We start from the raw sequence: 19,054 nt of genomic DNA on the forward strand, positions 1-19,054 counted from the left end.
ATGTGCATTGATCCTGTTCTTCGGGTTTTCCAGGCCCGGTCGCTGAATTGGCAGCGACACACAAACGATAAAGATCAACGCAAAACCGCACCAGTCAGCGGGTTCCGGCATTGCTGTAGGCAGCGACGTCAGACTGCGTAGCCTCACACCATTCCTGCGGACAAACTTTTAAACACAAAACCCCATTTGACTGGCGAAGGTTGAAGAGTCCCAAAAAGGGACCGATCGGTCCTATTTTGGGACTTATCGATCATTGCACTCCGGCATTGAAACCGGCGGGGATTGCTCTGGCCCCATCGCGAGCAGGCTCGCTCCCACAGGGGTGACGCGTTCCAATGTGGGAGCGAGCTTGCTCGCGATGGCGTCGGCACGGCCAACCATTAACTTCCTGATCGTTCCCACGCTCCGCGTGGGAATGCAGCCCGGGACGCTCCGCGTCCCATTCGAGAGCTGGAACGCGGAGCGTCCCTTGAGGCATTCCCACGCGGAGCGTGGGAACGATCGGGGCGGTGTTCGATCGTTACGGTCAGCGTAACGATCCGTCTCTCTGCTTGATTGATGCCCCCCACCCAACACTCCTAAGGTGACTCCCACGACAGCGAACCCGTGGAGTGGTCATGACAACAACAATATCCCCCGACTCGCGATGGACGCGGCGGCGCAGCGAAAAGCAGCGGCGTCTCGAGCTGGTACGGGGTCTCGCCGACGGTGTGGTCTTACCCACCGACAAAATCGTTGCGGCACTAGAGGCGTTGATTCTGCCCGGCGACCGTGTGGTGCTGGAGGGCAATAACCAGAAGCAGGCGGATTTCCTCTCCCGCTCCCTGGCCAAGGCTGATCCCGCGAAGCTGCATGATCTGCACATGATCATGCCCAGCGTCGGACGCTCCGAGCATCTGGACCTGTTTGAACGCGGCATCGCCCGCAAGCTCGACTTCTCTTTCGCCGGCACCCAAAGCCTGCGCATCAGTCAGTTGCTGGAAGATGGCCTGCTGGAAATCGGTGCGATTCACACCTACATCGAGCTCTATGCTCGGCTGGTGGTCGACCTGATTCCCAACGTCGTGCTCTCGGCCGGTTTCATGGCCGACCGCGCCGGCAACATCTACACCGGCCCAAGCACCGAGGACACCCCGGCATTGATCGAACCGGCCGCCTTCAGCGACGGCATCGTCATCGTTCAGGTCAATCAACTGGTGGACGATGTCAGCGAGTTGCCCCGCGTTGACATCCCGGCCTCCTGGGTCGATTTCGTGGTGGTGGCCGACAAGCCGTTCTACATCGAACCGCTGTTCACCCGCGACCCGCGCCACATCAAGCCTGTGCATGTGTTGATGGCGATGATGGCGATCCGCGGGATCTACGAAAAACACAACGTCCAGTCCCTGAACCACGGCATCGGTTTCAACACCGCCGCCATCGAATTGATCCTGCCGACCTACGGCGAATCCCTCGGCCTTAAAGGCAAGATCTGCCGAAACTGGACGCTCAATCCGCACCCAACCCTGATCCCGGCGATCGAAAGCGGTTGGGTCGAAAGCGTGCATTGTTTCGGCACCGAATTGGGCATGGAAAACTACATCGCCGCTCGGCCCGACGTGTTCTTCACCGGTCGCGATGGCTCCCTGCGTTCCAACCGGATGTTCTGCCAACTGGCCGGGCAATACGCGGTGGACCTGTTCATCGGCGCCACCCTGCAAGTCGACGGCGACGGCCATTCCTCCACCGTGACGCGCGGCCGTCTCGCCGGTTTCGGTGGTGCGCCAAACATGGGCCACGACCCGCGCGGCCGTCGTCACGGCACACCGGCCTGGCTCGACATGCGTCACGACGATGCGCCCGAAGCGCTGCTGGAACGCGGCAAGAAACTCGTGGTGCAAATGGTCGAGACCTTCCAGGAGGGCGGTAAACCGACCTTCGTCGAAACCCTCGACGCGGTGGAAGTGGCGAAGAAAAGCGGCATGCCGCTGGCGCCGATCATGATCTACGGCGACGACGTCACCCACCTGCTGACCGAAGAAGGCATTGCCTATTTGTACAAGGCGCGTTCGCTGGAAGAACGTCAGGCGATGATCGCGGCCGTGGCCGGAGTGACCGTCATCGGCCTGCGCCACAACCCGAAAGACACCGCGCGCATGCGCCGCGAAGGCCTGATCGCCTTGCCCGAAGACCTCGGCATCCGCCGCACCGACGCCACCCGCGAACTGCTTGCGGCGAAAAGCGTGGCTGATCTGGTCGAGTGGTCCGGTGGCCTCTACAACCCGCCCGCCAAGTTCAGGAGCTGGTAATGCACGCATTCAACCTGCAACCGAAAACCCTGTCGTTGGCTGAGCAGTTGGCGGATCTGGCCGTCGATGCGCTGATCGACGAAGCGGACCTGTCGCCGAAACCGGCGCTGGTCGACCGTCGTGGCAATGGCGCTCACACCGATTTGCACCTCGGGTTGATGCACGCTTCGGCGCTGTCCCTGTGGCCTGCGTTCAAGGAAATGGCGGAAGCCGCCATCGAAATCGGCGAAGTCGGTGTGCCGCTGCGTGAAGCCATTGGCCTGATCGGTCGTGAAAGCGAGGAAGTGATGCTCGCCACCACGAACGGGGTGAACACCCATCGCGGCGCCATCTGGGCCTTGGGTCTGTTGGTCGCTGCTGCCGCGCTGGAATCCACGAATACCAAGGCAAGCGCCGTGACGTTGCGCGCCGCACGTCTGGCCTTGCTCGACGACCGTTACGCGCCGCGTCCTCTGAGCCACGGTGCGCAAGTCGCCCAGCGTTACGGCGTCCGCGGTGCCCGCGAAGAAGCCCAGCTCGGCTTCCCGGCAGTGATCCAGCGCGCACTGCCGCAACTCAAACTCAGCCGCGCCGCCGGTCATGGCGAGCAGAACGCTCGCCTCGATGCCTTGCTGGCGATCATGACGAATCTGGCCGACACCTGCGTGCTCTACCGCGCAGGCGAACAAGGCCTGCAGACCATGCAACTCGGCGCCCAAGCCGTGCTCGATGCGGGCGGCAGTGCCAGCCTCGCCGGTCGCCGCCGTTTGCATGAGCTGGACCAACAACTCATCGCGTTGAATGCCTCGCCCGGCGGTGCTGCCGACTTGCTCGCAGCCTGCCTGTTCATCGACCGCATCGAGTCTGGCGACGGCCTCATCCAGGGAGCTTTCTGATGGAAACCTTATCTTTTGAATTCCCCGCCGGGCAGCCGCCACGCGGCCGGACGCTGGTGGGCTGTGTCGGCTCGGGCGATCTGGAAGTGCTGATCGAACCGGGACAGGCCGGCAAACTGACGATCAAGGTGCAGACCTCGGTCAACGGCGCCGAACAACGCTGGCAGCATCTGTTTGCGCGGATGTTCGACGGTCAGACACCGCCGGCGATGGCGATCGATATCCACGATTTCGGCGCCACGCCGGGCGTGGTGCGCTTGCGTCTGGAACAAGGCTTTGAGGAGATCGGCCATGAGTGATCTTCTGCGGCCATCCCTACAAAGACGTAGCTTCGTCGAACTCGGCGCCCGGCAACGGGCGAAAGCCTTGCTCGACGCCGGCACCTTCCGCGAATTGCTCGACCCGTTTCAACGCGTCATGTCGCCGTGGTTGTCGCGCCAGGGCGTGGTGCCGCAAGCCGATGACGGTGTGGTGATCGCCAAGGGCAGCATCGGTGGTTTGCCGGTGGTGATCGCCGCCATCGAAGGCGCATTTCAGGGCGGCAGCCTCGGTGAGGTCGGCGGGGCGAAGATTGCCGGTGCGCTGGAGCTCGCCGCCGAAGACAACCGCAATGGCATTCCCACTCGCGCCGTGTTGCTGCTGGAAACCGGCGGCGTGCGTTTGCAGGAGGCCAACCTTGGGCTGGCGGCGATTGCCGATATTCATGCGGCGATTGTCGATCTGCGCCAATACCAGCCGGTGGTTGGTGTGGTGGCCGGCAGCGTTGGCTGCTTTGGCGGGATGTCGATTGCCGCCGGGTTGTGCAGCTATTTGCTGGTGACTCAGGAAGCACGGCTTGGCCTGAATGGTCCGCAAGTGATCGAACTGGAAGCCGGGCTTGAGGAATACGACTCCCGTGATCGTCCCTTCATCTGGAGCCTGACCGGTGGCGAGCAACGTTTTGCCAGTGGTTTGGTGGATCGTTTTGTCGCTGACGACGTGGCGCAGGTTCAGCAGCAGGTCAGCGAATTGCTTAAGCAAGGTTTGCCGGAACAGCACCGCAGCCGTCAGGCCGAGCTGTTCCTGCAACGGCTGGCCCGTCTGGACGCCGAGCCGCAAATCGAGCCGGCGACGGTTCGCGATCTGTATCAAGGAGAGCGCTCATGAGTTCGTATTCCCTGAGAGGTTTGAACTGGTTCAACGCCTTGAGTGCTGGCGCGAAACCGGTCGACGGTTTGCCCGCTTCATTGAAGGTGGCCGACGGTGTCTTGGGTGACCAGCCCGTTCGTTTTATCGCGGTGGTGGCTGATCCTGACAACCGTTTCGTCCGCGCCCGCAATGGCGAGGTCGGTCTGCTGGAAGGCTGGGGGCTGGCCAAAGCTGTGGACGAAGTCATCGCAGCGGATCTGGATAAACCGCAGAAACGCGCCTTGATCGCCATCGTCGACGTGCCGAGTCAGGCCTACGGTCGGCGTGAAGAAGCACTCGGCATTCATCAGGCCCTAGCCGGCGCGGCAGACAGTTATGCCCGCGCCCGACTGGCCGGCCATGCCGTGATCGGTTTGCTGGTGGGCAAGGCGATGTCCGGGGCGTTTCTGGCTCATGGGTATCAGGCCAATCGGCTGATCGCCCTGCGCGATCCGGGCGTGATGGTTCATGCGATGGGCAAGGCTTCGGCGGCGCGGGTGACGTTGCGTAGCGTCGAAGAACTCGAAGCACTGGCCGCCAGCGTGCCGCCGATGGCGTATGACATCGACAGCTACGCGAGCCTTGGCTTGCTCTGGGAAACCTTGTCGGTGGAACAGATCGAGCAGCCGACAGCGGCGGATCTGACGCGGGTGTCTGAATGCCTGACCCAGGCGATTGGCGATGTCGCCACCAGTGGCCGAGACCTGAGCAGCCGCTTGGGCGCAAGCAACCGTGCGGCGTCGAGTCAGGTTCGCCAATTGCTGAGAGAGCAGTGGTGAACACGCTTCTGGCCCACGACCTGCTCTGGGGGCTGACTCCGGAGCAGTTGCCTGCGGATGCACCTTCGTGGGTGATCGAGTCGATCAGTGCGGGTCAACCGGTGGTGGTTCGGCGTGCGTTGAGCGCGGCGGATCACATCGCGGTCGGGGTGCGTGGGCGCTTGCGTGAGCAGCGTTTTGCAACGGTGATGTCGGTCGATGCGATCCAGCGTCAAGTTCGGCCAGAAGCGCTTTGCCATGTCTCGATTGATCGGGATTTGCCGGCAGTGCGCGCCCTCAATCAACTGCGGCCGATGCTCGATTCCTGTGAGTGGGTTTGGGGTGTCAGCGGCAGCGCCGGGTTTGAATTGGCCAGCGGTTTTCAGGCGTTGCATGAGGGCAGCGATCTCGACTTGATCCTGCGTACACCGCAGCCGTTGGATCATGCACAGGCGCAGGAACTGGTGAAACTTCTCGATGCTGCTGTCTGCCAGGTGGACATGCAGTTGCAGACTCCATTCGGTGCAGTCGCCTTGCGCGAATGGGCCGGCTCTGCACGTCGGGTTTTGCTGAAAAATGCGAGCCAGGCTGTTCTGGTGATTGACCCCTGGAACCCGCAGGAGCAAGCAGCGTGAGCAGTTTGCTGGTGTTCCCCGGCCAGGGCGCGCAGCAGCCGGGCATGCTCCATCGTTTGCCTGTGGAAACAGTGATCGAGGCAAGTGAAGTCCTCGGGGAAGACGCTTTTCTTCTGGATTCTGCCGAAGCGCTGAAGTCGACAAGAGCGGTTCAGCTCTGCCTGCTGATCGCCGGCGTCGCGGCTTCACGACAGTTGTTAATGACGGCGGATTACGTGGCGGGATTGTCTATCGGTGCCTATCCGGCAGCGGTGGTCGCCGGCGCCTTGAGTTTCAGCGATGCGTTGCATCTGGTCAGCCTGCGCGGCGAGCTGATGCAACAGGCTTATCCACAGGGCTACGGCATGACCGCGATCATCGGCCTGGATCTGGCCACGGTGGAAAGTTTGCTGGCGCAAGTTCACAGCGTCGACACGCCGGTTTACCTGGCCAACATCAACGCCGATAACCAGGTGGTCATTGCCGGCAGCGATGGCGCGATGAACGCGGTGGCCGAGTTGGCGAAAGGTCGCGGTGCAGGTCTGGCCAAACGTCTGGCCGTCAGCGTCCCGTCTCACTGCCTGCTGCTGGAAACACCCGCGAAAACCCTGGCCGAAGCCTTCGCCAAGGTGCAGCTGAAAACACCGACGCTGGGCTACCTGAGCGGCAGTCGCGCCCGGCCCGTTATCAACACGGAAGCCTTGCGCGACGACCTGGCGTTCAACATGTGCCGCGTGGTGGATTGGCGCGGCACGGTACAAAGCGCCTACGAGCGCGGCGTACGTCTACAGATCGAACTGCCGCCCGGTGCGGTGCTGACCGGGCTGGCGCGCCGGGTGTTCGAGCAGGGCACCGTGATTGCCTTCGACGGTGCGCGGGTCGATACCTTGCAGGCGCTGTTGCGTGAGGAGGGAAGCCGCCAACCCTAGAACACCGACTCAGGCCTTCGAACAACAAAAACAACATTCGACGATGCACTTTGAGGACAACAACAATGATTATTTACGGTGTGGCGCTGTTGGCGATTTGTACGCTGGCAGGGGTGATTGTGGGCGACATGCTCGGCGTGTTGCTGGGCGTGAAATCAAACGTCGGTGGCGTCGGGATCGCGATGATCCTGCTGATCTGCGCGCGGTTGTGGATGCATAAACACGGCGGCATGACCAAGGATTGCGAGATGGGCGTCGGTTTCTGGGGCGCCATGTACATTCCGGTAGTGGTCGCGATGGCCGCGCAACAAAACGTCGTCACCGCCCTGCACGGCGGCCCGGTGGCGGTGCTCGCGGCAATCGGTTCGGTGGTGATCTGCGGCTGCACCATTGCCCTGATCAGTCGGACTCACAAAGGCGAACCGTTGCCCGATGAACCGACGGACATAACGCCGGTTGGCACTCCAGTAGGAGGTCGCTGATATGTGGGATCTCATTGAAAAAGGTCTGGAGCATAACGGTCTGGTGACGGCGTTCGCGTTCGTTGGCGTGATCATGTGGGTGTCGGTGGTGTTGTCCAAGCGCCTGACGTTTGGGCGGATTCACGGTTCGGCGATTGCCATCGTCATCGGGCTTGTTCTGGCCTGGGTCGGCGGCACGATGACGGGCGGGCAAAAAGGCCTGGCGGATCTGACGCTGTTTTCCGGCATCGGTCTGATGGGCGGCGCCATGCTGCGGGACTTTGCGATCGTCGCCACGGCATTCGAAGTGCAAGCCACCGAAGCGAAAAAGGCGGGTTTGATCGGTGTGATTGCGCTGCTGCTGGGCACGATTCTGCCGTTCATTGTCGGGGCGAGCATGGCCTGGGCGTTCGGTTATCGCGATGCGATCAGCATGACCACCATTGGCGCGGGTGCGGTGACCTACATCGTCGGGCCGGTGACCGGGGCGGCGATTGGTGCCAGTTCGGATGTGGTGGCGTTGTCGATTGCCACCGGGTTGATCAAGGCGATTTTTGTGATGGTCGGCACACCGATGGCGGCACGCTGGATGGGGCTGGATAACCCGCGCTCGGCGATGGTGTTTGGTGGGTTGGCCGGGACGGTGAGTGGTGTGACGGCGGGGTTGGCGGCGACGGATCGGCGGTTGGTGCCTTATGGCGCGTTGACGGCGACGTTCCACACCGGGCTTGGGTGCTTGCTGGGGCCTTCGTTGTTGTACTTCATTGTTCGTGGGATTGTCGGTTAAGCCTGGATTTGTATCGCCGGTGATGGCCTCATCGCGGGCAAGCCATGCTCCTACAGGATGTGCGCGCTCTCTGTAGGAGCAAGGCTTGCCCGCGATGCAGGCGCCGCGGTCTCAAGCATTGCGGTTGGCGTACATCCGGCACTCAGCCAGCAACGCCAGCAGATTCGGATCCCGCTCCTTGGCCTTCAAAAACACCACCCCAATGTGCTGCTGCAACCGATACTTTTCCTGCAACGGAATCAGCTTCACCCGGTTCTCATATACCGCCGCAATCCGCCCCGGCAGCAACGCATAACCCACGCCCGAGCTGACCATGCTCAGCAAGGTGAAGATGTCGTTGACCTGCATCGCCACCTTCGGTTCGAACCCCGCCTGCTTGAACACCCGATTACCGTCCTGGTGCGTGGCAAAGCCCTGGGTCAGCGTAATGAATGTCTCATCGCGCACTTCGGCGAGATCAACTTCGGTCCGTTGGGCAAACTTTGAATCCGCCGGTGTGGCGAGAAAGATGTCGTCGGAAAACAGCGGAATCTGCTCGCAGTCCGGGTCGTTGACGCTCTCGTCCAGCGACACCAGGATCGCGTCGACTTCCATGTTCTTGAGCTTGTACAGCAGGTCGAAGTTCGAGCCGAGGATCAGGTCGATATTGAGTTCGCTGCGGCGGATCTTCAGGCCCATGATCAGCTGCGGCACGGTCTTCACCGTCAGCGAATACAGCGAGCCGAGCTTGAAGCGCTCGGCGGAGAACCCGGCGGCTTCGCGGGTCAGGCGCACGGTTTCGACCACGTCCTGAATCAGCTTCTGTGCTCGTTCTTCCAGCACATAAGCGCTTTCCAACGGCGTGAGATTGCGGCCTTCGTGCTTGAACAGCGGGCAGCGCAGGGCGCTTTCCAGGGAGTGGATCGCCCGGTGCACGCTGACGTTGCTGGTCTGCAACTCGGCGGCGGCACGGGCCAGGTTGCCGGTGCGCATGAAGGCCAGGAACACCTCGAGTTTTTTCAGGGTCAACTCTTCATCGATCAGCATGATGCAGACTCTTATTCGAATGGCTCGATTGTGCACGTATGTGGGTTCTTCGGGGATTTGTGTTTTGAAACATTGCGCTTTTAACCTTCAGGCCTGAGCCTTGCGCGATGTTGCAACGAATCTTGAGGTGAGCAACACATGTATCACGGGGAAAGATTGAACGCCTGGACGCATCTGGTCGGGGCGGTGGCAGCGGTTGTTGGAGTGGTGTGGATGCTGGTGATCGCCGGCATGGACGGCAGCCCGTGGAAGATCGTCAGCGTGGCGATTTACGGGTTTACCTTGCTGGTGCTTTACAGCGCGTCGACCGTTTACCACAGCGTGCGTGGGCGCAAGAAAGCGATCATGCAAAAGGTCGATCACTTTTCGATCTACCTGCTGATTGCCGGCAGCTACACACCTTTTTGTCTGGTGACATTGCGCGGGCCGTGGGGCTGGACGCTGTTCGGGATTGTCTGGGGGTTGGCGCTGATCGGCATCCTGCAAGAGATCAAACCGCGTTCGGAAGCGCGGATTCTGTCGATCGTGATCTATGCGGTGATGGGCTGGATCGTACTGGTGGCGGTCAAACCGTTACTGGCGGCGTTGGGCAGTACAGGTTTCGCCTGGCTGGCGTCGGGCGGCGTGCTGTACACCGTGGGCATTATCTTTTTTGCGCTGGATAGTCGTTTGCGCCATGCCCACGGGATCTGGCATCTGTTCGTGATCGCCGGGAGTCTGCTGCACTTCGTGGCGATTCTGTTTTATGTCCTTTGAGGCCGCTACGGGATCAAGCGATCCAGTTGCGCCTGCGCCCGTCGGCTGAACACCTGCAACAAGTCGCTCAAGGTATGGGGCGGCGGTTCGTCGGCGCGGGTGACGGCATACAGGGTAATCGGTAGTGCTGGCGCCAGAGGTCGAATCGCCGTGGTGGCGGGGGATGCGCCGAGCGCGGTAAACGGGTCGATCACTGCCAGCCCGGCACCGGATTCAACCATCGCCCGCGCCAGCGAATAGGTCTGTACGGCGATGCGAACCCGTGGCGGCGGATCGACCGCCTCAAGGTAGCTGTCGAGTCTGGCCGCCAACGGGTCGGCGCTGGACAGACCGATCAGCGGCGCACCGGCCAGTTCGATCAATGGCAACGGTTGGCTCAAGGCGTCGTCGGTCCAATAGCCCAACGGCGCCAGCGCCACCAAAACACCGCAGGCCAGGGCTTGCGCCTTCAGGCCCGGATGATCCGGCGGTTGCAAGGTCAGCGCCACATCCACTTCGCGCATCAACAGGTTCTGCATCAGCTCACGGCTGTGGGCGCTGGACAGTTCGCAGACGATGTCCGGGTAGCGTTGCGTCCACTCGTTGATGGCCGGCGGCAGCAGCGACAAGGCCAGCGCCGGGATTGCACCGATCCGTACGCTGTGACCCGGCTCGCGACGCAAGCTCTGGGCCAGACGTCGCACGCCTTGCAGGCTTTCTGTGACCTTGTCGACCTCGCGCTCAAGCTCCAGCGCTTCGGGCGTAGCCTGCAATTTACCGCGCACCCGCAGGAACAACGGAAAGCCCAGTTGCTGCTCGGCGTGTTGCAGCACTTTGCTCACCGCCGGCTGCGATACGTGCAGCAACTGCGCGGCGCCACTGACCGAACCGGTCTGGCGAATAGCCTGGAAAATCTCGATGTGTCGCAGTCGCATGGCAAGTCCATAACCTTTGTTTATGGGTCAGGCATCTTTAAGCATTGTTCAAGGTCTGTCACCTGGTCCTAACCTGAAGCCTGTTTCAATAACGGTTAAGGACAGACATGGCTCAGCGGGTTTGCATCATCGGTGGTGGCGTCATCGGGCTGACGACAGCTTACGCACTGGTTCGCGACGGCATCGACGTGACGCTGATCGAGGCCCGGGATTCGCTGGGCAGCGAGACCAGTTTCGCCAACGGCGGCCAGTTGTCCTACCGTTACGTCGCGCCACTGGCCGATGCCGGCGTACCGTTGCAGGCGCTTGGCTGGATGCTGCGCGGTGACTCGCCGTTGAAGCTGCGCCCGCGCCTGGACCCGGCGCAATGGCGCTGGATGGCATCTTTCCTGGCGGCCTGCCGTCGTTCGGTGAATCAGCGCAACGGTGCACACCTGCTGCGTCTGGCGTTGCTGAGTCAGTCCACGCTGCAAGGTTGGCGCGACGAAGATCGCCTCGACGGTTTCGACTGGCGGCGCAACGGCAAACTGGTGACGTTTCGTGAAGCCGCGAGTTTTGAGCATGCGCGCCATGGCCTGGCCGATCCGCAACAGCAGCACGTGCTGTCGCGGGCCGAATGCGCGCAGCTGGAGCCTGCACTCGCCGAGGCGCCGTTTGTGGGCGCGATTTATACGCCTGACGAAGAGGTCGCCGATTGCCATGCTTTCTGCCAGCAACTGCAGGCTCGACTCCAGGCGTCGGGGCGTTGCGAGTTTTTACTCGGCCAAAAGGTCACCGGCATTCGCCACGCGGATGGCGCGGTGCAGGCCGTAGAAATGGGTTCGCAAGTGCTGCCGGTCGAGCAACTGGTGATTGCCGCCGGCCATCGCAGTCCGGCGCTGGCGCTGCCGGGCATGAACCTGCCGCTGTATCCGCTCAAGGGCTACAGCCTGACCTTGCCGATCCGCGCCGAACATCGCGCGCCGGAGCTGAGCATCACCGATTACAACCGCAAGATCGTTTACGCCCGCATCGGTGAACAATTGCGCGTGGCGGCGATGGTCGACATTGTCGGTTTCGACCCGGCGCTCGACCCCAAACGCCTGGCGCTGATCAAGCGTCAGGCGCAGGAAACCTTACCGAATGCCGGCGATTACGACGCCGCCATCGAATGGGCCGGCATGCGCCCGGCCACCCCCAGCGGCGTGCCATTGATCGGGGCCACGGCGTACCGCAACCTGTGGCTTAACCTCGGCCATGGCGCCTTGGGTTTTACCCTGGCCTGTGGCAGCGCCCGAGTGCTCAGCGAGTTGATCGCCCGGCGCACACCTTCAATCGAAATGCAGGGCCTCGCCCCCCGCGTCGCCTGACTTGAAAAGGAAAAACCGATGAGCATCAACCGTATCAACAGCAACAGCCGACTCTCTGGCGCGGTGACCTTTGGCGATCTGGTGTTTCTCTCGGGACAGGTTCCGGGTGACAGCTCCGACGTCACCGGCCAAACCGCCGAGGTGCTGGCGAAGATCGACGCGTTGTTGGCCGACGCTGGCAGCGACAAGGATCATCTGCTCAACGCGACCATTTACCTGAACGACATTGGCCGCGATTTCGCTGCCATGAACGAGGTCTGGTCGCAGTGGCTGTCACCGGGCAACGCGCCGACCCGCACCACTTTGCAGGCGCAACTGGCCCGTCCAGAGGTTCTGGTGGAAATCACCGTGATCGCCGCCCGCCGCTAATCGCTCTACCCACAACGGAGAATAACAATGCAAAAAATCACGTTGATCGGCTGCACCCTCGGCCTGCTGCTTGCCAGCCAGGTCCAGGCCAACGAAGCGCCACTGACCGGCACGCTGAACAAGGTCGCCAATGCCAAGAGCATCACGCTGGGTTATCGCGACGCGTCGGTGCCGTTCTCCTACGTGGGTGATCACACGGGGCAGCCGATGGGCTATTCGGTGGACCTGGCGAGCAAGATTGTCGAGCGCATCAAGCAAAAGCTTGAACTGCCGGATCTGCAAGTGAAGTACAACCTGGTGACCTCACAAACGCGCATTCCACTGGTGCAGAACGGCACCGTCGACCTTGAGTGCGGCTCCACCGGCGTGACCGCCGAGCGTATGCAGCAAGTGGCGTTTTCCTACGGGTTTATCTACGTGAAGGGTCAGTTGCTCACGGCGAAGGACAGCGGCATCAAGAGCTTCGCCGACCTGCGCGGCAAGAACGTCGTGACCACCGCCGGCACCACCAACGAGCGGTTTCTGAAGAGCTACAACATCGATCACAAGATCGATATGTTTGTGATCAGCGCCAAGGACCACGGCGAAGCGTTCCAGATGCTGCAGTCAGGTCGGGCGGCGGCGTTCTACATGGATGATGCGCTGCTCTACGGCGAACGCGCCAAGGCCCGCGATCCGCATAACTGGGTCGTGGTGGGCGAAGAGCAGTCACGGGAAATCTACAGCTGCATGGTGCGCAAGGATGATCCGCAGTTTCTTGCGTTGGTGAACTCAACCCTCGCCGATCTGTACAGCTCGGGCGAGATCAACGGCATCTACCAGCGCTGGTTCCAGCAGCCGATTCCGCCGAAGGGCTTGAACCTTGAGTTCCCGATGACCAGCGAACTCAAGGCGATCATTGTCAAGCCGACGAGCGATCCGGTTCAGTAGCAGCCAGATCGATCGCTAGACTGCGTCGCGGCCAATCGCGAGCAGGCTCGCTCCCACAGGGGAATGCATTTCAATGTGGGAGCGAGCCTGCTCGCGAAAGGGCCCTAGAAGTCGCCCCAAAGTTGTTGCGCTACCGCCAATGCCACGACGGGCGCGGTTTCGGTGCGCAGCACGCGAGGGCCGAGGCGGGCGGCGTGAAAACCGCCAGCCTTGGCCTGCTCCACTTCAGCGTCGGACAATCCGCCTTCCGGGCCAATCAAAAACGCGAGCGTCGCCGGTTTCGCATGGCTCACCAATGGTTCGGCCACCGGATGCAGTACCAGTTTCAATTCGGCCTCCGTCTGCTTCAACCAATCCGCCAACAGCAGCGGCGGATGAATCACCGGCACCCGTGAACGCCCACACTGCTCGCACGCGCTGATCGCCACCTGGCGCCAGTGCATCAGGCGTTTGTCGGCGCGTTCATCCTTCAGCCGGACTTCACAGCGGTCGCTGAAAATCGGGGTGATTTCAGTCACCCCCAGTTCGGTGGCTTTCTGAATCGCCCAATCCATCCGCTCGCCACGGGACAAGCCCTGGCCGAGATGGATCGACAATGGCGACTCGACCTGCCCGGCGAAGCTTTCATCGATCTGCACCACGACGCGCTTCTTGCCGACCTCCACCAGCGTGGCGCGAAACTCATGGCCCGAACCGTCGAACAGTTGCAACGCATCACCCTCGGCCATGCGCAACACGCGGCTGATGTAATGGGCCTGGGCCTCGGGCAACTCGTGTTCGCCAGTGCTCAAGGGGGCGTCGATAAAGAAGCGGGACAGTCTCATCTTGGGTCTCTGAAAAGGGTGTTAATCATCTGAATCATTGTCGGCTTCTGTGCACTCCCACATGGACCGCATCGTTCGATGCATCAGCCGGGATCGCGGAAGCCCGGATGGAAGTCTTTCGGCACCGACACGCTAACGCTGTCACGAGTGGCGATGTCGATGCCTTCGCTGGCCACTTCGGCCAGAAAGTCGATCTGATCAGGCGTGATCACGTACGGCGGCAGGAAGTACACCACGCTGCCCAGCGGTCGAAGTAAAGCACCACGCTCCAACGCATGCTGGAACACTTTCAAGCCGCGACGTTCCTGCCACGGATAAGCTTCCTTGGTGGCCTTGTCCTTGACCATCTCGATGGCCAGCACCATGCCGGTCTGGCGCACTTCCGAAACGTTCGGGTGATCGGCCAGATGCGCGGTGGCGCTGGCCATGCGCTGAGCCAGCGCCTTGTTGTTCTCGATGACGTTGTCTTCTTCGAAGATATCCAAAGTCGCCAAGGCTGCCGCGCACGCCAGCGGATTGCCGGTGTAGCTGTGGGAGTGCAGGAAGGCGCGCAGGGTAGGGTAGTCGTCGTAGAACGCGCTGTAGACATCTTCGGTGGTGACGCAGGCCGCCAACGGCAGGTAACCGCCGGTCAGGGCCTTGGACAGGCAGAGGAAGTCCGGGCGGATGCCGGCCTGTTCGCAGGCGAACATCGTCCCGGTGCGGCCGAAGCCGACGGCGATTTCGTCGTGGATCAGGTGCACGCCATAGCGGTCGCAGGCTTCGCGCAGCAGTTTCAGATAAACCGGGTGGTACATGCGCATGCCGCCGGCGCCCTGGATCAGCGGCTCGACGATCACTGCAGCGACGGTGTCGTGATTCTCGGCCAGAGTCTGTTCCATGGCGGCGAACATGTTGCGCGAGTGTTCTTCCCAGCTCATGCCTTCCGGGCGCAGGTAGCAATCGGGGCTCGGCACCTTGATGGTGTCCAGCAGCAGGGCCTTGTAGGTTTCGGTGAACAGCGGCACGTCGCCCACCGACATCGCCGCCATGGTTTCGCCGTGGTAGCTGTTGGTCAGGGTGACGAAGCGCTTCTTGTTCGGCTGGCCGCGGTTGAGCCAATAGTGAAAGCTCATTTTCAGCGCGACTTCGATGCAGGACGAACCGTTATCGGCGTAGAAGCATCGGGTCAGGCCTTCCGGCGTCATTTTCACCAGGCGCTCGGACAACTCGATCACCGGCTGATGACTGAAACCAGCAAGGATTACGTGCTCCAGCTGATCAACCTGGTCCTTGATGCGCTGGTTGATCCGCGGGTTGGCATGACCAAACACGTTGACCCACCAGGAGCTGACGGCGTCGAGGTAGCGTTTGCCTTCGAAGTCTTCCAGCCAGACACCTTCACCGCGTTTGATCGGGATCAGTGGCAGCTGTTCGTGGTCTTTCATCTGGGTGCAGGGATGCCACAACACCGCGAGATCGCGTTGCATCCACTGATTATTCAGGCCCATTTTCAGTCTCCTCGAGGCGGCTCGCGACGTGCGCGGGCAAACAATCGCGCAAGCCTATGCAATGCGTGACGTGGGGACAACCCATTGTGTGGATTGAGCTACTTTGTATAGGTGGATAGACGTCGCTGGCGGCCTTTTGATGCCTGACGTATTCTTCGCGGTTCTTTGAGCCGTCTGGCTCGCAAAACCGCTATTTCCTACGTGTATTTCCGGAGTTCGCTGAATGTCTGCTGGTTGGCTGCGCGCCTGTGCGCTGGTGATGTTGGGGCTGTTCAGCGTGTCTGCGCTGGCCAAGGATAAAACGGCGATCGTGATCGGCGGAGGGCTGTCTGGCCTCACCGCGGCTTACGAACTGCAAAACAAGGGCTGGCAGGTCACCCTGCTGGAAGCCAAATCGAGCATGGGCGGTCGCTCCGGCATGGCCACCAGTGAGTGGATCGGCAACGACAAGACCCAACCGGTTCTGAACAAGTACGTATCGACCTTCAAGCTGAGCACCACGCCGGCCCCAGAGTTCGTGCGGACCCCGAGTTACCTGATTGATGGTGAGTATTTCACTGCCGCCGATCTGGCCACCAAGCAACCGGCCACCGCCGAAGCGCTCAAACGCTACGAAAAGACCCTGGACGATCTGGCGCGCTCGATCGAAGACCCGCAGAACCCGGCGGCCAACAGCACACTGTTCGCCCTGGACCAGATCAACGTGTCCAACTGGCTCGACCGTCTGAATCTGCCGGCCACGGCACGTCAGTTGGTGAATCAGCAGATTCGTACCCGTTATGACGAACCGTCGCGCCTGTCGCTGCTGTACTTCGCACAGCAAAGCCGCGTTTACCGTGGCGTTGCCGACCGTGACCTGCGTGCTTCGCGCCTGCTCGGCGGTAGCCCGGTGTTGGCTCAGGCGTTCGTCAAACAACTGAAAACCATCAAGACCAGCTCCCCGGTCTCGGCGATCACCCAGGACAAGGACGGCGTGACCGTCAAAGTCGGCAGCGTTGGCTATCAGGCTGACTACGTCGTCGTGGCCGTGCCATTGCGCGCACTGAACAAGATCCAGATGACTCCGTCGCTGGATGCCCAGCACATGGGCGCGATCAAGGGCACCAACTACGGCTGGCGCGACCAGATCATGCTGAAGTTCAAGACGCCAGTGTGGGAAAGCAAGGCGCGGATGACCGGCGAGATCTACAGCAACACCGGTCTGGGCATGTTGTGGGTTGAGCCGGCGCTGAAGGGCGGCGCCAACGTTGTGATCAACCTGTCCGGCGACAACGCGCGCGTGATGCAGGCCTTCGGCGACAAGCAGATCGCCGATCAGGTGCTGATCCGTCTGCACGCCTTTTATCCACAGGCACGCGGTTCGTTCACCGGTTATGAGATCCGCCGTTACAGCAACGACCCATCGATGGGTGGCGCTTACCTGGCCTTCGGCCCTGGCCAGATCAGCAAGTACTGGCGTCTGTGGGAGCGTCCGATTCAGCGTGTAGCCTTTGCCGGCGAACACACTGACACCTTGTACCCAGGCACTCTGGAAGGCGCACTTCGCACCGGTCAGCGGGCAGCCAGTCAGGTAGAAGACCTGGCGGCCGGCAAGTCGTTTGAACCGGCGAAAGTTGTTCCGGCGGCGACGGCTGTTGCGGCCGGTGCAGTGGCGGCGAAGAAAGGTAACTTCTTCACCAACCTGTTCGGTGGTTCTGACGACAAACCGGCACCGGTCAAGGCGCCAGAGCCAGTGGCTCCGGTTGCTCCGGCTCCAACACCTGCTCCGGCTCCAACACCTGCGCCGGCCCCAGCGCCAACTCCGGTCGAAGCGCCGAAACCAGTGACCCCGGTGAAAGCCGAGCCCGCCAAAAAAGCCCCGGCAAAGGCAGCGGTGAAAAAACCTGCGGCCAAAGTCGAGGCTAAAAAGGCCCCGGTGAAAAAGGCTGAACCGGCGAAGAAAGTAGCGGCCAAGCCCGCTGCGACTCCGGCGACGGATACCAAAGTGCAGTAAGCTTTGGGACTAAAAGAACGTGGCAGAAATGCCGCGTTTTTTTATGCCCGAAGAAAACCACTATCAGGAATCGAATAAATCCTGGGGCGCAGGTGTTCTTTAGTTGGACTTCATTTTTTCTTACACATGGATCTTTAATCTTTCCTTAACTCACCTATTTCAGACTCTTGATCGTATTTCTCGATATTTCAAAGCGAAATTTTCCGCTTTAACTCGATAGATAACTCGATAGTCTTGGTCGCAGTTCTCACAGGATTTGGGCAATGCAGCTACGTAATTCTTCTTCGCGCTACGGTTGGGTCAGCATCTTTATGCACTGGGGCGTGGCGCTGGCGGTCTTCGGTCTGTTTGCGTTGGGCTTGTGGATGGTCGGTCTTGACTACTACAGCACCTGGCGCAAAGACGCGCCCGACTTGCACAAGAGCATTGGCCTGGTGTTGTTAGCCGTCATGGTTCTACGGGTGCTGTGGCGTTTCATCAGCCCGCCGCCGCCAGTACTGGAAAGCTATAACCGCATGACGCGCATTGGCGCCACATTCGGTCACTCGTTCCTGTACCTCAGTCTGTTCGCTGTGATGATTGCCGGTTACCTGATTTCCACCGCAGACGGTGTCGGGATTCCGGTGTTTGGCCTGTTTGAAGTTCCTGCACTGATATCCGGACTACCGGACCAGGCAGACACAGCCGGTGTGATTCATTTGTACCTGGCCTGGGCGCTGGTAATTTTTTCCGGTCTCCATGCGTTGGCAGCACTGAAACACCACTTTATTGATCGTGATGCGACCCTGACGCGAATGCTGGGACGCAAAGCCTGATGTTCAACCTCGACTCCAAAGGAAAAGAAAGCATGTTGAAAAAGACGCTCGCCGCTCTGGCAATCGGTTCTGCCCTGCTGTCCGCCAACGTGATGGCAGCTGACTACGTTGTCGACAAGGAAGGCCAGCACGCCTTCGTTGACTTCAAGATCAGCCACCTGGGCTACAGCTTCATCACCGGTACCTTCAAGGACATCGACGGCAAATTCAGCTTTGACGCTGCCAAGCCTGAAGCCAGCAAGATCGAGTTCAACGTGAACACCGCCAGCGTGTTCACCAACCATGCCGAGCGCGATAAGCACATCGCCAGCGGTGATTTCCTGAATGTGAGCAAATTCGCCAAAGCCACGTTCGTGTCCACCAGCGTCAAATCCACCGGCAAAAACGCCGCGGGTAAAGACACTGCTGACGTGACCGGTGACCTGACCCTGCTGGGCGTGACCAAGCCAGTCGTGGTCAAGGCCACTTTCCTGGGTGAAGGCAAGGATCCATGGGGCGGCTACCGTGCCGGCTTCGAAGGCACCACCAGCATCAAGCGTTCCGATTTCGGCAAGCAGAAAGACCTGGGTCCAGCGTCCGACGCGGTCGAGTTGTACGTAACGTTTGAAGGTGTGAAAGCGAAGTAACTTTCGCCGCTAAAACAAAAACGCCCCCGATCTCACGGTCGGGGGCGTTTTTTTATGCCTGGCGCAATCCTCAACAACGACAC

General features: G+C 60.9%; 20 protein-coding genes. 16 read left to right on the forward strand and 4 right to left on the reverse strand.

Annotation, left to right across the window (positions count from 1 at the left end):
* The first annotated feature begins 617 nt into the window (after positions 1–617).
* The 9 genes from mdcA to madM all read left to right on the forward strand — a co-directional run bounded on the left by mdcA (position 618) and on the right by madM (position 7,879).
* Positions 618–2,288, forward strand: coding sequence for a malonate decarboxylase subunit alpha (gene mdcA, locus CKW16_RS02665; RefSeq protein ID WP_046053657.1), 1,671 nt, complete (start codon positions 618–620; stop codon positions 2,286–2,288).
* The gene (locus CKW16_RS02670) at positions 2,288–3,163 is read left to right on the forward strand and encodes a triphosphoribosyl-dephospho-CoA synthase (RefSeq protein ID WP_095127095.1); all 876 of its coding nucleotides are present in this window, start codon (positions 2,288–2,290) and stop codon (positions 3,161–3,163) included. Before mdcA ends, CKW16_RS02670 begins: the two co-directional genes overlap by 1 nt.
* Positions 3,163–3,462: a malonate decarboxylase subunit delta gene (locus tag CKW16_RS02675; RefSeq protein WP_046045241.1), complete on the forward strand. Its 300-nt coding sequence runs from the start codon at positions 3,163–3,165 to the stop codon at positions 3,460–3,462. The genes CKW16_RS02670 and CKW16_RS02675 overlap by 1 nt, the downstream gene beginning before the upstream one ends.
* Positions 3,455–4,309, forward strand: coding sequence for a biotin-independent malonate decarboxylase subunit beta (locus tag CKW16_RS02680; protein ID WP_095127096.1), 855 nt, complete (start codon positions 3,455–3,457; stop codon positions 4,307–4,309). Before CKW16_RS02675 ends, CKW16_RS02680 begins: the two co-directional genes overlap by 8 nt.
* Positions 4,306–5,109, forward strand: a complete 804-nt coding sequence (gene mdcE, locus CKW16_RS02685) for a biotin-independent malonate decarboxylase subunit gamma (RefSeq protein ID WP_095127097.1) — start codon at positions 4,306–4,308, stop codon at positions 5,107–5,109. The genes CKW16_RS02680 and mdcE overlap by 4 nt, the downstream gene beginning before the upstream one ends.
* Complete coding sequence (locus CKW16_RS02690; RefSeq protein WP_095127098.1) at positions 5,103–5,723, forward strand: malonate decarboxylase holo-ACP synthase; 621 nt, start codon at positions 5,103–5,105, stop codon at positions 5,721–5,723. Before mdcE ends, CKW16_RS02690 begins: the two co-directional genes overlap by 7 nt.
* Positions 5,720–6,631 (forward strand): malonate decarboxylase subunit epsilon, encoded by a 912-nt coding sequence (gene mdcH, locus CKW16_RS02695; RefSeq protein WP_095127099.1) that lies wholly within the window; start codon positions 5,720–5,722, stop codon positions 6,629–6,631. Before CKW16_RS02690 ends, mdcH begins: the two co-directional genes overlap by 4 nt.
* 65 nt (positions 6,632–6,696) lie before the next feature.
* The gene (madL, locus tag CKW16_RS02700) at positions 6,697–7,113 is read left to right on the forward strand and encodes a malonate transporter subunit MadL (RefSeq protein WP_095127100.1); all 417 of its coding nucleotides are present in this window, start codon (positions 6,697–6,699) and stop codon (positions 7,111–7,113) included.
* Between the two features lies 1 nt (position 7,114).
* Positions 7,115–7,879 (forward strand): malonate transporter subunit MadM, encoded by a 765-nt coding sequence (gene madM, locus CKW16_RS02705; protein ID WP_095127101.1) that lies wholly within the window; start codon positions 7,115–7,117, stop codon positions 7,877–7,879.
* Positions 7,880–7,990: 111 nt separating this feature from the next.
* Here the strand turns inward: madM and CKW16_RS02710 are convergent, their stop codons facing one another.
* Complete coding sequence (locus tag CKW16_RS02710; RefSeq protein ID WP_046045248.1) at positions 7,991–8,905, reverse strand: LysR substrate-binding domain-containing protein; 915 nt, start codon at positions 8,903–8,905, stop codon at positions 7,991–7,993.
* 138 nt (positions 8,906–9,043) lie between these two features.
* Here CKW16_RS02710 and CKW16_RS02715 point away from each other — a divergent pair, with 138 nt between their 5' ends.
* A complete protein-coding gene (locus CKW16_RS02715) occupies positions 9,044–9,661 on the forward strand; it encodes a hemolysin III family protein (RefSeq protein WP_095127102.1) in 618 nt (205 codons plus the stop codon).
* 5 nt (positions 9,662–9,666) lie between these two features.
* On the opposite strand, the gene CKW16_RS02720 is transcribed toward CKW16_RS02715, so the two are convergent.
* On the reverse strand, positions 9,667–10,575 hold the full coding sequence (locus CKW16_RS02720) for a LysR family transcriptional regulator (RefSeq protein WP_095127103.1): 909 nt from the start codon (positions 10,573–10,575) through the stop codon (positions 9,667–9,669).
* Positions 10,576–10,682: 107 nt separating this feature from the next.
* Here CKW16_RS02720 and CKW16_RS02725 point away from each other — a divergent pair, with 107 nt between their 5' ends.
* Genes CKW16_RS02725 through CKW16_RS02735 form a run of 3 tightly spaced genes read left to right on the forward strand, consistent with a single transcriptional unit; the run spans position 10,683 to position 13,223 of the window.
* Positions 10,683–11,924 (forward strand): D-amino acid dehydrogenase, encoded by a 1,242-nt coding sequence (locus tag CKW16_RS02725; protein WP_095127104.1) that lies wholly within the window; start codon positions 10,683–10,685, stop codon positions 11,922–11,924.
* 18 nt (positions 11,925–11,942) lie between these two features.
* Positions 11,943–12,293, forward strand: a complete 351-nt coding sequence (locus tag CKW16_RS02730; protein ID WP_095127105.1) for a RidA family protein — start codon at positions 11,943–11,945, stop codon at positions 12,291–12,293.
* Between the two features lie 27 nt (positions 12,294–12,320).
* Positions 12,321–13,223, forward strand: coding sequence for a transporter substrate-binding domain-containing protein (locus CKW16_RS02735; protein ID WP_095127106.1), 903 nt, complete (start codon positions 12,321–12,323; stop codon positions 13,221–13,223).
* A 104-nt stretch (positions 13,224–13,327) separates the two neighbouring features.
* Here CKW16_RS02735 and CKW16_RS02740 read toward each other — a convergent pair whose 3' ends face one another.
* Positions 13,328–14,047, reverse strand: a complete 720-nt coding sequence (locus CKW16_RS02740) for a 16S rRNA (uracil(1498)-N(3))-methyltransferase (protein WP_095127107.1) — start codon at positions 14,045–14,047, stop codon at positions 13,328–13,330.
* Between the two features lie 83 nt (positions 14,048–14,130).
* Positions 14,131–15,537: an adenosylmethionine--8-amino-7-oxononanoate transaminase gene (locus CKW16_RS02745; RefSeq protein ID WP_095127108.1), complete on the reverse strand. Its 1,407-nt coding sequence runs from the start codon at positions 15,535–15,537 to the stop codon at positions 14,131–14,133.
* A 223-nt stretch (positions 15,538–15,760) separates the two neighbouring features.
* Here CKW16_RS02745 and CKW16_RS02750 point away from each other — a divergent pair, with 223 nt between their 5' ends.
* The 3 genes from CKW16_RS02750 (at position 15,761) to CKW16_RS02760 (ending at position 18,971) form a co-directional block, all read left to right on the forward strand.
* Positions 15,761–17,530: a flavin monoamine oxidase family protein gene (locus CKW16_RS02750; protein WP_095127109.1), complete on the forward strand. Its 1,770-nt coding sequence runs from the start codon at positions 15,761–15,763 to the stop codon at positions 17,528–17,530.
* Between the two features lie 263 nt (positions 17,531–17,793).
* A complete protein-coding gene (locus CKW16_RS02755; protein ID WP_095127110.1) occupies positions 17,794–18,345 on the forward strand; it encodes a cytochrome b in 552 nt (183 codons plus the stop codon).
* Complete coding sequence (locus tag CKW16_RS02760; RefSeq protein WP_176471502.1) at positions 18,345–18,971, forward strand: YceI family protein; 627 nt, start codon at positions 18,345–18,347, stop codon at positions 18,969–18,971. The genes CKW16_RS02755 and CKW16_RS02760 overlap by 1 nt, the downstream gene beginning before the upstream one ends.
* Positions 18,972–19,054: the final 83 nt, after the last annotated feature.

Source organism: Pseudomonas sp. Irchel s3h14 (assembly GCF_900187425.1).
Lineage (GTDB): Bacteria > Pseudomonadota > Gammaproteobacteria > Pseudomonadales > Pseudomonadaceae > Aquipseudomonas.

What these genes read in the sequence shown, in the direction of transcription:
- mdcA (WP_046053657.1), top strand. Translation starts at nt 618, where the DNA reads ATGACAACAACAATATCCCCCGACTCGCGATGGACGCGGCGGCGCAGC.
- CKW16_RS02670 (WP_095127095.1), top strand. Translation starts at nt 2,288, where the DNA reads ATGCACGCATTCAACCTGCAACCGAAAACCCTGTCGTTGGCTGAGCAG.
- CKW16_RS02675 (WP_046045241.1), top strand. Translation starts at nt 3,163, where the DNA reads ATGGAAACCTTATCTTTTGAATTCCCCGCCGGGCAGCCGCCACGCGGC.
- CKW16_RS02680 (WP_095127096.1), top strand. Translation starts at nt 3,455, where the DNA reads ATGAGTGATCTTCTGCGGCCATCCCTACAAAGACGTAGCTTCGTCGAA.
- mdcE (WP_095127097.1), top strand. Translation starts at nt 4,306, where the DNA reads ATGAGTTCGTATTCCCTGAGAGGTTTGAACTGGTTCAACGCCTTGAGT.
- madL (WP_095127100.1), top strand. Translation starts at nt 6,697, where the DNA reads ATGATTATTTACGGTGTGGCGCTGTTGGCGATTTGTACGCTGGCAGGG.
- madM (WP_095127101.1), top strand. Translation starts at nt 7,115, where the DNA reads ATGTGGGATCTCATTGAAAAAGGTCTGGAGCATAACGGTCTGGTGACG.
- CKW16_RS02710 (WP_046045248.1), bottom strand. Translation starts at nt 8,905, where the DNA reads ATGCTGATCGATGAAGAGTTGACCCTGAAAAAACTCGAGGTGTTCCTG.
- CKW16_RS02715 (WP_095127102.1), top strand. Translation starts at nt 9,044, where the DNA reads ATGTATCACGGGGAAAGATTGAACGCCTGGACGCATCTGGTCGGGGCG.
- CKW16_RS02720 (WP_095127103.1), bottom strand. Translation starts at nt 10,575, where the DNA reads ATGCGACTGCGACACATCGAGATTTTCCAGGCTATTCGCCAGACCGGT.
- CKW16_RS02725 (WP_095127104.1), top strand. Translation starts at nt 10,683, where the DNA reads ATGGCTCAGCGGGTTTGCATCATCGGTGGTGGCGTCATCGGGCTGACG.
- CKW16_RS02730 (WP_095127105.1), top strand. Translation starts at nt 11,943, where the DNA reads ATGAGCATCAACCGTATCAACAGCAACAGCCGACTCTCTGGCGCGGTG.
- CKW16_RS02735 (WP_095127106.1), top strand. Translation starts at nt 12,321, where the DNA reads ATGCAAAAAATCACGTTGATCGGCTGCACCCTCGGCCTGCTGCTTGCC.
- CKW16_RS02740 (WP_095127107.1), bottom strand. Translation starts at nt 14,047, where the DNA reads ATGAGACTGTCCCGCTTCTTTATCGACGCCCCCTTGAGCACTGGCGAA.
- CKW16_RS02745 (WP_095127108.1), bottom strand. Translation starts at nt 15,537, where the DNA reads ATGGGCCTGAATAATCAGTGGATGCAACGCGATCTCGCGGTGTTGTGG.
- CKW16_RS02750 (WP_095127109.1), top strand. Translation starts at nt 15,761, where the DNA reads ATGTCTGCTGGTTGGCTGCGCGCCTGTGCGCTGGTGATGTTGGGGCTG.
- CKW16_RS02755 (WP_095127110.1), top strand. Translation starts at nt 17,794, where the DNA reads ATGCAGCTACGTAATTCTTCTTCGCGCTACGGTTGGGTCAGCATCTTT.
- CKW16_RS02760 (WP_176471502.1), top strand. Translation starts at nt 18,345, where the DNA reads ATGTTCAACCTCGACTCCAAAGGAAAAGAAAGCATGTTGAAAAAGACG.